Below are 14,983 nucleotides of genomic sequence, written 5' to 3' on the forward strand. Positions count from 1 at the left end.
CACTACATTTCAGCGCTACACACTTTTTGCACACTTTATTTTTTTTACACGCTTAAAGAAAAAGTGAAGGATAGCACTTCAAACGGAAATGTTATTCTTCACTTCTGGAGCAGAAAAGTTACGCACTTTTTTCTCGTAATTTTTCTGCAAATTCATTAATTTTTCGAATACGATGATTAATACCTGACTTAGAAATAGCTCCTGAAGGAATCATTTCCCCTAGTTCTTTGAGACTAACTTCCGGATACTCTAACCGTAATTCTGCGATTTCCTGAAGTTTCTCTGGTAATGACGTCAGCCCTACTGTACTTTCAATAAATTGAATATTTTCAATTTGTTTTGAAGCCGCATCAATAGTTTTATTTAAATTCGCTGTTTCGCAATTCACTAAACGATTTACTGAATTCCGCATATCACGGACAATCCGGACATCTTCAAATTTCAACATAGAGTTCGTGGCACCAATTAACGTTAAAAAGTCGGCAATTTTTTCAGCACCTTTTAAATAACAAATATACCCATTTCGGCGTCCCAATGTTCGAGCGTTTAAGTCATAGTAATTCAACATCTTACAAATATCATTATTGTGTTCTTCATAAATTGAAAAAATTTCTAAATGATAGCGACTTGTTTCCGGATTATTAACTGAGCCAGAAGCCATGAAGGCCCCACGTAAATAGGAACGCATTTTTTGCGCGTTACCCATGATTTCATTTGACACATTGCCATTAAAAACGACCCCATCCATAATATCCAAATCAGCTAGAATTTTTTGTGTATCTTGTTTTAGACGCACAATGTAAACATTATTTTTCTTTAGTTTCATTTTTTTACGAACTAATAATTCTGCTTGTGCATGGTAATGATCTTTCAGCAATGAATACATTCGACGAGCAATTGCAGCATTTTCCGTTTGTACATTCAAGACAAACTGTTGATTAACTAAGCTAAGTGAGCCATTCATCCGAATTAATGCTGCTAATTCTGCTTTCGCGTGTTCTCGATGGACTTCTAAACCAGTTAACTCTTTTTTGACATCCGAGGCAAAAGACATCTAAGCTCCTCCTCTCTTGATTCTTTTGATTAATTAATATTTCGTTCCAAATACGATACGGAAAAGTTCTTCAACAACTTTTTCCCCATCATGAAAAACTCCGCCATCTCTTAATTCTAAAAAGTCTGTCGAAATGACTCGGCAACCTTCTTCACGTAATCCTTGAAAATCATGCTTTACTTGAACTAAATATTCATCATAAATTTCAGGATCCATGTAATTTTCTGGTACTTTTTCTGTGTTAACCAGCACTGTATCAACAAACTGCGCTTGTAGATGCTCGTTTAAGACACGAACATGATCGGCATCCGTAAAATGTTCCGTTTCCCCTTTTTGGGTCATGATGTTACAAATATAGACTACTTCCGCAGCTGTTTGTTTGATGGCTTCACCAATTTCTGTAATAACTAAATTAGGCAAAATACTTGTAAAAAGGCTCCCTGGTCCTAACACGACCATGTCTGCTTCTTCAATTGCTTTGACGACTTTGCGCGCAGCTCTTGGCTGTTCTTCTCCGTGTGTATTTGTCACAAACACATGGTCAATCGTCTTGCGATCCAGTGCAATTTTTGATTCTCCCACCGCCACTGAGCCATCTTTAAATACGGCATGTAACGTTAATGGCCGTTCTGATGATGGATAAATCCGTCCATCAACATGCATCATTTTTGAAAGCAATTGAATGGCTTCATACGTACTTCCTCTCATTTCTGAGACAGCAGCAATGATTAAATTACCGATTGCATGATTGGCAAAATGACTATCTGATTTATCAAAACGATATTGAAAAATATCTTCATATAATTGTGGCATATCTGACAATGCCACTAAGACATTTCTTAAATCTCCCGGAGGTGTCATGTTATTAATAGAGGAACGAAGCTCACCACTACTACCGCCGTCATCAGCGACCGTTACGACGGCAGTAATATCAACACTTTGATTTCTTAAACTTTTCAAAATTACTGGCAAGCCTGTTCCACCACCAACAACCACGATCTTCGGTTTACGAATTCGATAGGTTTTCATTAAGAGCGATTAACCGTTTCTTTTCTTTTTAAGCGGTCGCGGTGGGTAATATTTACATGGTAATCTTCCTCTTTTAATTCAGCGCCAACACGTTCTGTCAATGCAACAGAGCGATGTTGTCCGCCAGTACAGCCAATTGCAATTGTGACGCTACTTTTACCTTCTTTTTTATATCCAGGTAAGACTGTTCGCAGTAAATCGATAAATTTTGTATAAAATTCATCTGTTTCTGGGAAGCCCATCACATAATCATAAACAGGTTGATCCATTCCAGTTAACGGTCGTAGTTCATCAATATAATGGGGGTTAGGTAAAAAGCGAACATCCATAACGATATCTGCATCAATCGGCAACCCATATTTAAAGCCAAAGGACACCATTTCCACTCGAAATTCGTGTGTCTCTCTCGTTGCTAGTTCTTTATTCAAACGTTCTCGCAATTGACGAGGGGACAAGTCCGTAGTGTCAATAACCAACTGAGCATCCGCCTTGATTTCTTCCAGCATTGCACGTTCTTTACGAATACCTTCTGTCACTAAACCATCCATCGCCATTGGATGCGCACGCCGTGTCTCTTTATAACGAGAAACTAACTCTTCATCGGTGGCATCTAAAAATAAAATCGTTGTATCAATAAAATTAGTATTTTCAAGTTCGACTAACATATCCTGAATTTCTCTAAAGAAGGTCCGTGAACGTAAATCGATCACTAACGCAATCTTGGTAACTTTTCCAGATTCTTTAATTAATTCCCAAAATTTTGGGATTAAGCTTGGTGGTAAATTGTCGATACAGAAATAGCCCATGTCTTCAAAGCTTTGAACAGCGACTGTTTTTCCAGCGCCACTCATTCCTGTAATAATAACCAGTTGTAAATTTTCTGGCATATTCAACACTCCCTTCACTTGCATTACTATATTATAACACCCCGGGCGTATCAAAGAAAGCTTTTCAATCATTCTTATAAAGATTTCTATTCTTTCATAGAAAAACAGCATTGACATTTTTGTCAATGCTGTTTTAATTGCTGAATTATACTATATAACTCTGTGTTATTTTAATACAAACTCAATTTCTGTTTTATCAGTAAAATTAGCTTCAAACTCAAATTGTTTTACTTGTTCATTCACGGCTAACTTTTTCGTAATGTGTTCTTTAATTTGTTCATTTGTAGCTGTTTTGATTGACAATCCATCTAAAAGAGTCATGATTTTGTCTTGTGCTGCCTTACCTTCTAATTCTAAATCAGCAGATTCATCTTCATACGTTGCTTCAATTGTTCCGTTCGATTTTATTTCATAGGTGAACTCAATTTCATTTTCGTCGTATTCGATTTCTACGTCAATCTCTTGAAGACTGGCAACAGTCGGTGTCGGTGTGGTTAGTTCATTGTCTGCTGTTTCATGGTCCCCACCAACTTCAGGAGTTACAGTTTCCCACTTAAAGGTACCAATTTTAGCTGTTGCTAGATAGGGATTATTAATGGTAATGACTTTCAATTGAAGGTCTGAATGGTTGGCGATATCTGTTAAAATCCCCAGAGCCTGATATGTATTTTGTGTAAAACGTGTCGCAATATTTTGCGCATCAATTGTGGAATAGCCTAATGTTTCCCAGGTGATTTGTTGCTTTAATTCCTGATGAACGGCTTGTACTGTCGCCGGCTCCAATTGAATGCCCGTTGCTTCTTTTAAGTCTTTCTTGGTAAAACTCATTACTTTTTCATGGTCTGATTGTGAAATTAAAGTAGCTGCTTCCATTGTGTTACTATGTACAAAAGGTGTGATTCCGATAGCTAAGACCATTCCTGCTGTTAATAAACTTGTTGTTATTTTTTTGTTTTTCATTTAAGACTTCCCTTCGTGTTCATTGTTATTTTGTTAACAAACATAGTATATCTTTTGATTACACATTAAGTCAACATTTATTTTTAATTTTTATTAAAAAATATTTGTTATTTTATAATAAAAGAACCTTGTTTTCCATAAAAACAAGGTTCTTTATCTAATCATTAATGTTTATTTCAGAACACGTTTTAAATAATATCCTGTGTAACTGTCTTTGACTTTAGCAACTTCTTCTGGTGTTCCAGTCGCCACGATCGTCCCACCACCGTCGCCACCTTCTGGCCCTAGATCAATCACATGATCCGCAGATTTGATGACATCCAAGTTATGTTCAATCACTAAAACGGTATTGCCCGCTTCCACTAAACGCTCTAATACTAGAAGCAACCGCGCAATATCATCGGTATGCAAGCCTGTTGTTGGTTCATCCAGAATATAAAAGTTTTTCCCATTAGAATTTTTATGAAGTTCACTCGCTAGCTTCATCCGCTGTGCTTCCCCACCAGATAAAGTAGTTGCCGGCTGCCCCAATGTCACATAGCCTAAGCCTACATCCACAATTGTTTGCAATTTACGATGAATTTTAGGAATATGTTTGAAAAATTCTACGGCATCTTCCACCGTCATATCTAAAATATCAGAAATGTTTTTGCCTTTATAATGAACTTCTAACGTCTCAGAATTATAACGTTTGCCATGACAAACTTCGCAAGGCACATAGACATCAGGTAAAAAGTGCATTTCAATTTTGATGATACCATCCCCGCGACAAGCTTCACAACGGCCACCTTTGACGTTAAAACTAAAGCGACCTTTTTTATAGCCACGAACCTTGGCTTCATTTGTTTGGGCAAACAAATCGCGAATGTCATCAAAAACACTAGTATAAGTCGCTGGATTACTTCTTGGTGTTCGACCAATTGGACTTTGGTCAATGTCAACAATCTTTTCAATGGCTTCATAACCAGTGATACTTTTGTGTTTCCCAGGTTTATTGGAATTACGATTTAATTTTTGGGCCAGCGCTTTTTTCAAAATTTGATTGACTAAAGTACTTTTCCCTGAACCTGAAACACCTGTGACAGCAACAAATTCACCTAGCGGAAATTCAACACTGACATTTTTCAAATTATTTTCACTGGCACCAGTGACTTTGATCGCTTTGCCATTACCTTTGCGACGTTCTTTTGGCACAGGAATCACTTTTTTCCCAGAAAGATATTGTCCAGTCAATGAATGCGGATTTTTAGCAACCTCTTCCGGCGTACCAGCGGCTACAATTTCACCGCCCAGATGTCCAGCGCCAGGTCCCACATCAATCAAGTAATCCGAAGCCATCATTGTATCTTCATCATGTTCCACCACAATTAATGTATTGCCTAAGTCCCGCATTTTTTTCAATGAGTCAATCAAGCGGTCGTTATCTCGTTGATGCAAACCAATTGATGGTTCATCTAAAATGTAAAGGACGCCTGATAAGTTTGATCCAATTTGTGTTGCTAAGCGAATTCTTTGTGCTTCTCCGCCAGAAAGTGTACCAGCAGCTCGACTTAAGGTTAAGTAATCTAACCCGACATTTTTTAAGAAGGTTAACCGATCTTCGACTTCTTTTAAAATTGGCCGAGCAATCGTTGTTTCTTGTTCAGATAAAGACACACCTTCAAAAAATTGGACCGCATTTTTTATTGCTAATTCACTGACTTCACCAATGTGCGTACCATTGATTTTCACAGCTAAAGCTTGCGGATTCAAACGATACCCTTGACAGCTTCGACAAGTCAATTCTGTCATGTATAACCGCATTTGATCTCGTGTAAAATCGCTATTTGTTTCATGATAACGTCGTTTAATATTTTTTAAAATCCCTTCAAATGGCACTTCCACATCACGAACACCACCAAAGTCATTTTCATAATGAAAATGAAAGTTTTTCTCGCCAGAACCATTTAAAATAATTTCTTGTTGGTCTGCAGGTAATTCTTCAAACGGCGTATCCATATCAATCCCAAAACTGGTGGCTGCTTGTTCCAACATTTGTGGATAATATTGGGAACTAATAGGGTTCCACGGAACAATGGCTCCTTCTCTCAAGGTTTTAGTGGGATCTGGAATCACTAAGTCTTTGTCCACTTCTAATTTAACACCTAAACCATCACAATCGGGACAAGCGCCAAATGGTGCATTAAATGAAAACAAGCGCGGTTCCAATTCACCGACTGTGAACCCACAATAAGGACAAGCATAATGTTCACTAAACAACATTTCTTCTTGACCAATCACATCAACAATTGCGTAACCTTCAGCTAAACGCAAAGCCGCTTCAAACGAATCAAACAAGCGAGAGCGAATGCCTTCTTTCACAACGATACGGTCAATCACAATCGCAATATCATGTTTTTTATTTTTTTCAAGTTCTGGTGCCTCACTAACATCATAGGTTTCACCATCCACCCGCATTCTGACATACCCTTCACGTTGGATCATTTCAAACACTTTTTTATGTTGGCCTTTTTTCTTGACCACAACAGGCGCCAAAATTTGAATTTTTGTTCGCTCTGGTAGCTCTAAGACTTTATCAACCATCTGTTCAACAGACTGACTGGTAATTTCAATATGATCGTTAGGACAAATTGGATGACCTACCCGAGCAAATAACAATCGTAAATAATCATTGATTTCTGTGACCGTCCCTACTGTTGAGCGTGGGTTTTTACTTGTCGTCTTTTGATCAATTGAAATAGCTGGACTTAAACCATCGATGCTGTCAACATCTGGTTTATCCATCTGTCCCAAAAATTGTCGCGCATAAGCAGAGAGACTCTCTACATAACGTCGTTGCCCTTCTGCGTAAAGCGTATCAAATGCTAATGAACTTTTACCAGAACCAGATAGTCCAGTTACAACAACCATTTTGTCACGAGGAATCGTGACATCAATATTTTTTAAGTTATGGGCGCGTGCACCATGAATCACAATTTTATCATTTGCCATATATGTTCTCCTTTTACTAAATCTCTTACGTCAAATCATTTCAAGTCATTCTATAGAGAAAAGATTAGTAAAAGATACGATGGTTCATCGTATCTTTTACTTAATCCGTTGGTTGACTTATTTGGCAGCTTTCAATTCAAGAATGGTATCTCGTAATGTGGCTGCAGTTTCGAAGTCTAATGCTTTGGCCGCATCTTTCATTTCTCTTTCAAGTTTCATTAATAAATCAGCTTTTTCTTGTCTTGATAAATCTTCATATGATTTATCCAATTGAACCACTGTTTCATCTTTATCAGCTGTTTTGGAAATAGAAATCAAATCACGAATTTCTTTAATAATTGTTTTTGGTTCAATACCATGTTCTTCATTATATGCTTCTTGGATTGCCCGACGTCGTGCCGTTTCATCCATAGCTCGTTGCATCGAATCGGTGATTTTATCTGCATACATAATGACTTTTCCTTCAGCGTTCCGGGCAGCCCGTCCCATCGTTTGCACTAACGAGCGTTCACTACGTAAGAAGCCTTCTTTATCCGCATCTAGAATCGCAATTAAGGAAACTTCTGGCACATCGATTCCTTCACGTAATAAGTTAATACCTATTAGAATATCAAATTCGCCTAATCGTAAATCGCGAATAATCTCCGTTCTTTCCAGTGTTTTTATATCACTATGCAAATATTTAACTTTTAAGCCTAATTCTTTGAAATAGTCGGTTAAATCTTCGGCCATTTTCTTCGTTAAGGTTGTGACAAACACTCGCTGATCTTTTTCGATCCGTTCATGAATTTCGCCCACCAAGTCATCAATTTGACCCATAATTGGGCGGATTTCTACTTCTGGATCTAGTAAACCTGTTGGTCGAATGATTTGTTGAACAACCGTCTCTGTTTGTTCCATTTCATAAGGGCCTGGTGTTGCCGATACATAAACAATTTGGTTTACATGTTGTTCAAATTCTTCTAAACGAAGCGGTCGGTTATCAAGTGCACTTGGTAAACGGAAACCATAGTCCACTAACATTTGTTTCCGTGCTCGGTCGCCATTATACATCCCTCTAATTTGCGGCATTGTTACATGAGACTCATCGATTACAAGTAAGAAGTCATCTGGGAAAAAGTCCAACAGCGTATATGGCGGCTCTCCTTCTTGGCGACCATCCATATGTCGAGAGTAATTTTCAATCCCTGACGTGTAGCCCATCTCTCTCATCATCTCAATATCATAGTTGGTTCGCTGTTCCAAACGTTGGGCTTCCAATAATTTGTTTTCACTGCGAAGCACTTTCAAACGTGCTTCTAATTCTTCTTGGATCTGCGAAATGGCGTGTTCCATATGTTCTTCGTTCGTCACGAAGTGTGTTGCTGGAAAAATAGCGACATGCTCTGTTTCGCCGACAATTTCACCAGTTAACGCATCTACTTCACGAATTCGATCAATTTCGTCTCCGAAAAATTCAACACGTAGTGCATGCTCATCCCGTGAAGCTGGGAATATCTCAACCACATCACCGCGGACACGAAAACGCCCCCGTTGAAAATCAATATCATTTCGTTCGAATTGAATATCGACTAAGCTTTTTAGTAACTCATTACGATCCATTTCCATTCCCACACGTAATGAAACAACTTGTTGACTGTATTCCCGCGGATCCCCTAAACCAAAAATACAAGAAACTGATGCTACCACGATGACATCGTTTCGTTCCAATAAAGAACTTGTCGCTGAATGGCGTAGTTTATCAATTTCATCATTAATACTGGAATCTTTTTCAATATATGTATCACTTGAGGGTACATATGCTTCTGGTTGATAATAATCATAGTAACTGACAAAATACTCGACCGCATTATCTGGGAAAAATTCTTTAAATTCCCCGTATAATTGTCCAGCTAGTGTTTTATTATGTGCAATCACTAATGTTGGTTTGTTCACTTCTTGAATCACATTAGAGATTGTAAATGTTTTACCTGTTCCGGTCGCTCCAAGTAAAATTTGAGCTTTTTCTCCACCTTTGACACCGTCAACTAGTTCAGCAATAGCGGCTGGCTGATCTCCGGCAGGCTCATATTTAGAAGCCAAATGAAAGGTATTGGAAGTTTCTCTTTCGATCATTTATAACTCCCCCTCAAAGTGTCTAATTTCTCTTAAATTATCGGCCCATTCTGGCAGAATGTCCACTTATTAGTTTAACATACCGAACATATTTTCGCCACTTTTGCTGTTTCGGACTTCAACTGATCTTAATCTTTTGTTCTTGATTTCTATGTCATATTTTATAACATGAAATGTAAGGAAATTAGAGTTTTTTTCTCTTTTTAGCGTTCAAATACTTGTCAGCTTCCTATTTCTTACTATATAATTGTTCAATATGCAAAACTAGGAGGTATTTTATGAAAAGGAAACACTTTTTACTTTCTTTCTTTGTGATGATGGTAACTCTGCTAACATTCATTAGTGGCACTTCAGCGCATGCAGAAGGAAAGAAATATACAATTGGAACGGATTTAACATTCGCCCCTTTTGAATTCCAAGACTCAAAAGGAAAATACATTGGTATTGACGTTGATTTATTAGATGCGATTGCCAAAGATCAAGATTTTGAAGTGGATTTAAAACCATTAGGCTTCGATAGTGCAGTCCAAGCGATTCAGTCTAAACAAATTGATGGCATGATTGCTGGAATGAGTATTACGGATGAGCGAAAAAAATCCTTTGATTTTTCAGATCCATACTTCGATAGCGGTTTACAATTAGCGGTTAAAAAAGGAAACGACAAAATTAAATCATATGATGATTTAAAAGGCAAAACGGTTGCGGCTAAAGTTGGAACTGAAAGTGCCAATTTCCTTGAAAAAAATAAAGAGAAATATGACTATACCATCAAAAATTTTGACGACGCAACTGGCCTTTATAAAGCCTTAGAAAACGGTGAAGCGGATGCAATCGTTGATGATTATCCTGTATTGGGCTACGCAGTTAAAAATGGCCAAAAATTACAATTAGTTGGCGATAAAGAAACAGGCAGTTCTTATGGTTTCGCAGTGAAAAAAGGCCAAAATCCTGAATTAATCAAAAAGTTCAACGCTGGTTTGAAAAATCTTAAAGACAATGGTACTTATGATAAAATTTTAAACAACTACTTAGCGACAGGCGATGAAACAAATACACAAGACGCTGGCGAACAGATGAAAAAAATCACTCCTAAAAAAGAAAAATATGTGATTGCTAGTGATTCTACGTTTGCTCCGTTTGAGTTTCAAAATGCCCAAGGCGATTATGTCGGAATTGATGTAGATTTAGTCAAACGTGCAGCTGAATTGCAAGGTTTTACTGTTGAATTTAAATTTATTGGTTTTAGTTCTGCTGTCCAAGCTGTTGAATCTGGTCAAGCAGACGGGATGGTTGCAGGCATGACGATTACGGATGATCGTAAAAAAGCCTTCGACTTCTCTGTTCCTTACTTTGATAGCGGTATTCAAATTGCGGTCAAAAAAGGCAATGACAAAATTAAATCGTATGATGATTTAAAAGGCAAAAAAGTCGGCGTAAAAATTGGTACTGAAAGTGCTGATTTCTTAGAAAAAAATAAAAAGAAATATGATTACTCAATTAAGTATTTAGACACAACTGATGCATTATACAGTGCATTAGAAATTGGCGAAGTTGATGCCATGATGGATGATTATCCTGTCATTGGCTATGGGGTTGCGCAAAATCAACCACTAGCGACACCAATTCCTCGTGAAAAAGGTGGTTCTTACGGTTTTGCTGTCAAAAAAGGGCAAAATCCTGAACTACTTGAAATGTTTAACGAAGGCTTAAAAGAAATGAAACGTACAGGTGAATACGATAAAATTATCGGCACTTACGTGAAAGATGGCAACGAAGCCAAAGAAGAAACAGCTGACGAATCTACATTTGTTGGCTTTATGCAAAACAACTGGAAACAATTGTTACACGGTTTATGGATGACGATTCTATTAACGTTGATTTCCTTCGTACTTGCTTTAATTGTCGGCGTTATTTTTGGGCTATTCAGCGTTTCACCAATCAAAGCATTACGTGTACTTTCAACCATTTATGTTGATTTAATTCGTGGAATTCCTTTGATGGTCTTAGCGTTCTTCATCTATTTCGGATTACCTGGTGTGCTTGGCTTTAATATCCCGGTCTTCATTGCTGGGATTATCACATTAACTTTAAATGCCAGTGCCTATATTTCTGAAATTGTGCGCGGCGGAATCAAAGCTGTTCCAGTTGGCCAAATGGAAGCTTCAAGAAGTTTAGGTCTTTCCTATAATCGGACAATGCAAAAAATTATTTTACCACAAGCGATTCGCATTATGATTCCTTCATTCATTAACCAATTTGTTATTTCATTGAAAGATACAACTATCCTTTCAGCAATTGGCTTAATCGAACTACTACAAACAGGAAAAATTATTGTTGCTCGGACATTACAAAGTACAATGGTTTACTTCGTTATTGCGTTAATCTACTTAATTTTAATTACTAGTTTAACTAAATTAGCGAAAAACCTTGAAAAGAAGGTGAACTAATATGACTGAAAAAATCTTAGTTGAACATTTAGTAAAAAAATATGGTGACAACACGGTCTTAAACGACATTAATGTTTCTATTAACGAAGGCGACGTAGTCTGCGTCATCGGTCCTTCTGGTTCTGGTAAAAGTACTTTTTTACGTTGCTTGAATCAATTAGAAGAAGCTTCTAGCGGAGACATTATTATTGATGGTGCGAACTTGACAGATAAAAATACGGACATCAACCAAGTCCGTCAACATATCGGCATGGTTTTCCAACATTTCAATTTGTTTCCACATTTATCTATTTTAGAAAATATTGTTTTAGCACCAACCGATTTAGGTCGCTTATCAAAAGACGAAGCGGAGAAAAAAGCGTTAGAACTTTTAGAACGTGTTGGGTTGGCAGATAAAAAAGATGCCTATCCAGATTCTTTATCTGGTGGTCAAAAACAACGTGTCGCAATTGCACGTGCGTTAGCGATGAATCCTGATATTATGCTTTTCGATGAGCCAACATCAGCTCTTGATCCAGAAATGGTTGGCGATGTTCTTGGTGTAATGAAAGATTTAGCAAAACAAGGAATGACAATGGTCATCGTTACTCACGAAATGGGCTTTGCAAAAGAAGTGGCTAACCGAGTAATGTTCATTGATGGCGGTAACTTCCTAGAAGATGGTTCGCCAGAGCAAGTCTTTGAAAATCCTCAAAACCCTCGAACAAAAGATTTCTTAGATAAAGTATTAAATATTTAAACAAAAGCACTTGGCGCGCGCTAGCGCCCAAGTGCTTTATTTTATGGTTAAATTGTTTCTGTGACAGAGACAGATTGAACGTGCCCTTTTTCTTTTAAGAGATGGTGCAAGTTGGAATGCCAGAAATCTTCTTTGCCTACATAAGAAATCTTTGCTGTTACTGCCTCTTGTTCGGATTCCAAAGTCAATTCTACTAAGCGCTCCCCTTTTTCTAAAGAAGCTTGAAGTTGTTCATGCAGTCGGCTTTCTTTAATCATGGGTTCCTTAATTTTTACAATAAGCTGCAATCGTTTTAGAGGAGTTTTTCGTTTAAAATGGGCCAGAGCTAATACTAGCAAAGTCGCCACGAGATTGATAAACGCAATGGTTAAAAAACCCATCCCAATGACTAAACCAATAATAGTAACATTCCACATCATTACTGCTGTCGTTAACCCAGAGACTTTCCTTTCTCTAAAAACGATAATCCCCGCACCGAGAAAGCCTACACCACTAATCACTTGGGCGCCATATCGTGTAATATCCATAGAAATAATGGACGCCAAGGCGCTATTTTGTTTCACCACATCGACTAAAATATCCACCGATTGAATCTGTAAAATGGAAATCGTACAGGAGGCCAAACATAAAATGGCATTACTACTGATACCGAAGCCTTTTCTTTTAATACTTCTTTCTAACCCAATCAAAGCTCCAAAAACCACGGCTAGAGCCATCCGAATGACAACGTCGGTGAGAGAAAGTTCAATCATTTTTAAAGAATTCATCGCTTTCTCTCCTTTCTTGCAAGTGACTATTTGACTTATTTTGTATTAACTAATAAACGCAAGCCATTAAAAATGACCACTAAGGTACTTCCTTCATGAATAAGTACGCTAAATGCGATATTCGCAATACCTAAAAAGTTCAAGATAATTAACGTTGCTACCACTAACATTGAAAAAATAATATTTTGCTGCACAATTTTATTCAAGCGTTTTGAGACACGGTGAGCATAGCCTAATTTAGAAAGATCATTTTTCATCACTACCACGTCTGCAACATCGATAGCAATGTCTGTACCATCCCCCATCGCCACTCCGATGTCAGCATTCACTAAAGCGGGCGCATCGTTAATGCCATCACCAACCATCCCTGTCATTCCTACTTCGCGTTTTAATTGATCAACAATCGCTGATTTTTCCTCAGGTAAAACATTAGCAAAAACTTGGTCCACGCCTACTAAGCGACCAACTGCTTCACCCGTAAGTTTTGCATCTCCTGTAATCATTGTTGTTTCAATATTTTGTGACTTGAAATAGTGAATGGCGTTCATTGCTTCTTCATTAGGAACATCCATCAATGCCACTAAACCAATCACTTGTTCATTTTCGGCAAAGTACACTACCGTTTTGCCTTCACTCGCTAATTTCGTTGTTTGTTTCTCAATGATTGTTGGCACTTGTTCGAAACTAGATGGTTTACCAATTCTAAAAGTTGTGTCTGCAATGGTCGTTACTAAACCCACCCCGACAATATTTTCTACTTCTAAATTTAAAGCCGTTGTTTCTGCTTCAAAGCGATTAACAATCGCCGTCGCCAATGGATGATTGGATTTTTTCTCCATATTTGTTAAAACAGCCACTAATTCGTCTTGACGATCTTCTAAGCCATCAACAAAAAGATAATCTGTGACCTCTGGTTTGCCTTTTGTTAGTGTGCCTGTTTTATCAAAAGCGAGTGCTTTCACTTCAGCTAAATTTGATAAGAATGAGCCACCTTTAAACAAAACGCCTTGTTTCGCTAAATTGGAAATTCCTGATAAAGTTGCCGGAACGGCACTCGCTGCTAAAGCACAAGGTGAGGCAGCAATTAAGAAGACCAAGCCTCTGTAAAAACTTTCAGCCCAAGTCAATTGGAAAAGTAATGCGCCACCTAAAACAATTAGTGGAAAAACTGCTAAAACTAGTGTGACATATTTTGGTTCAAATCGTTTAATTTTGCTTGCAATTTCCGATTGATTTTCTTGTGATTGGTTCACGAGCTGTACGATTTTTGCAAAAACTGTTTCTGAACTATCTTTCGTTACTTCAACAACAATTGTGCCTGAACCGTTCATGGTACTACCAAAAACTGGGTCCCCACTATTTTTTTCTTTGGGAATACTTTCCCCATTAATAGATGATTCATCCACAGCGGTACTTCCTTCAATCACGACGCCATCTGTCGGAATTTGCGCACCATTGAGGACTTGCACGCGGTCACCAATCTTCAATTGTTCAACTGACACAGTTTGAATTGAGCCGTCATCTGTTATCAGGCGAGCTTCTGTTGGATTTAAATTTAATAGTTTTGTAATTTCACGTTGGCTTTTGCCTTGAGCATAATCTTCAAGGAAATGCGCCGCCGCAAAAATCAAAATCAACAATGCTGATTCTTCAAAACTTCCCATTAATGCTGAACCAACTGCAGCTAAGGTCATTAACAAATGAATATTAGGCGAAAACTTTCGATTGTTTTTCGTATCCCGATACGTATCTCCAAAACCTTCCCCAATAATATGATAACCAGCTAAAATAGCAGCTAACGAGAAAAGAATATTTTTCACTAAGAGCATGTTCCCTAAAAATAAACCGATAAAGAAAAGAGCCAATCCTGTAAAAAAGAGAATAACTGGAACGTTTTTACCTTTTTCTTCATGTGTGTGTGCACCTGTTTGTTTTGACATTGTTATACGCCTCCTTATTAATGTTTTTCTATTCATATGAATGTATATTCATAT

Annotated in this window: 10 protein-coding genes; 2 read left to right on the plus strand and 8 right to left on the minus strand. The window is 37.7% G+C overall.

The window, feature by feature from the left end; genetic code table 11:
* Window positions 1-118: 118 nt before the first annotated feature.
* The 6 genes from whiA to uvrB form a co-directional block, all read right to left on the minus strand.
* A complete protein-coding gene (gene whiA / locus AB3I34_RS06040) occupies window positions 119-1,054 on the minus strand; it encodes a DNA-binding protein WhiA (RefSeq protein WP_002358736.1) in 936 nt (311 codons plus the stop codon).
* A gap of 33 nt (window positions 1,055-1,087) precedes the next feature.
* On the minus strand, window positions 1,088-2,083 hold the full coding sequence (gene yvcK, locus AB3I34_RS06045; protein WP_002355627.1) for a YvcK family protein: 996 nt from the start codon (window positions 2,081-2,083) through the stop codon (window positions 1,088-1,090).
* The gene (gene rapZ / locus AB3I34_RS06050) at window positions 2,083-2,970 is read right to left on the minus strand and encodes an RNase adapter RapZ (RefSeq protein WP_002355625.1); all 888 of its coding nucleotides are present in this window, start codon (window positions 2,968-2,970) and stop codon (window positions 2,083-2,085) included. Before rapZ ends, yvcK begins: the two co-directional genes overlap by 1 nt.
* A gap of 165 nt (window positions 2,971-3,135) precedes the next feature.
* A complete protein-coding gene (locus tag AB3I34_RS06055) occupies window positions 3,136-3,930 on the minus strand; it encodes a YusW family protein (protein WP_002366200.1) in 795 nt (264 codons plus the stop codon).
* Between the two features lie 171 nt (window positions 3,931-4,101).
* Window positions 4,102-6,921, minus strand: a complete 2,820-nt coding sequence (gene uvrA / locus AB3I34_RS06060) for an excinuclease ABC subunit UvrA (RefSeq protein ID WP_002361280.1) — start codon at window positions 6,919-6,921, stop codon at window positions 4,102-4,104.
* 117 nt (window positions 6,922-7,038) lie between these two features.
* Window positions 7,039-9,036 (minus strand): excinuclease ABC subunit UvrB, encoded by a 1,998-nt coding sequence (uvrB, locus tag AB3I34_RS06065; RefSeq protein ID WP_002355618.1) that lies wholly within the window; start codon window positions 9,034-9,036, stop codon window positions 7,039-7,041.
* Between the two features lie 278 nt (window positions 9,037-9,314).
* On the opposite strand from uvrB, the gene AB3I34_RS06070 reads away from it, so the two are divergent.
* Together AB3I34_RS06070 and AB3I34_RS06075 are read left to right on the plus strand one after the other, a co-directional pair.
* Window positions 9,315-11,483, plus strand: a complete 2,169-nt coding sequence (locus tag AB3I34_RS06070; RefSeq protein WP_002361277.1) for an amino acid ABC transporter substrate-binding protein/permease — start codon at window positions 9,315-9,317, stop codon at window positions 11,481-11,483.
* Between the two features lies 1 nt (window position 11,484).
* Window positions 11,485-12,222 carry an amino acid ABC transporter ATP-binding protein gene (locus AB3I34_RS06075; RefSeq protein WP_002355616.1) on the plus strand — a complete coding sequence of 246 codons (738 nt, stop codon included), beginning with the start codon at window positions 11,485-11,487 and terminating at the stop codon, window positions 12,220-12,222.
* A gap of 47 nt (window positions 12,223-12,269) precedes the next feature.
* On the opposite strand, the gene AB3I34_RS06080 is transcribed toward AB3I34_RS06075, so the two are convergent.
* Both AB3I34_RS06080 and AB3I34_RS06085 read right to left on the minus strand, forming a co-directional pair.
* Window positions 12,270-12,989: an MgtC/SapB family protein gene (locus AB3I34_RS06080; RefSeq protein ID WP_010712025.1), complete on the minus strand. Its 720-nt coding sequence runs from the start codon at window positions 12,987-12,989 to the stop codon at window positions 12,270-12,272.
* A gap of 35 nt (window positions 12,990-13,024) precedes the next feature.
* The gene (locus tag AB3I34_RS06085; protein WP_002386153.1) at window positions 13,025-14,929 is read right to left on the minus strand and encodes a heavy metal translocating P-type ATPase; all 1,905 of its coding nucleotides are present in this window, start codon (window positions 14,927-14,929) and stop codon (window positions 13,025-13,027) included.
* Window positions 14,930-14,983: the final 54 nt, after the last annotated feature.

Source organism: Enterococcus sp. C102(2024), from assembly GCF_040888205.1.
GTDB classification, from domain to species: Bacteria; Bacillota; Bacilli; order Lactobacillales; family Enterococcaceae; genus Enterococcus; species Enterococcus faecalis.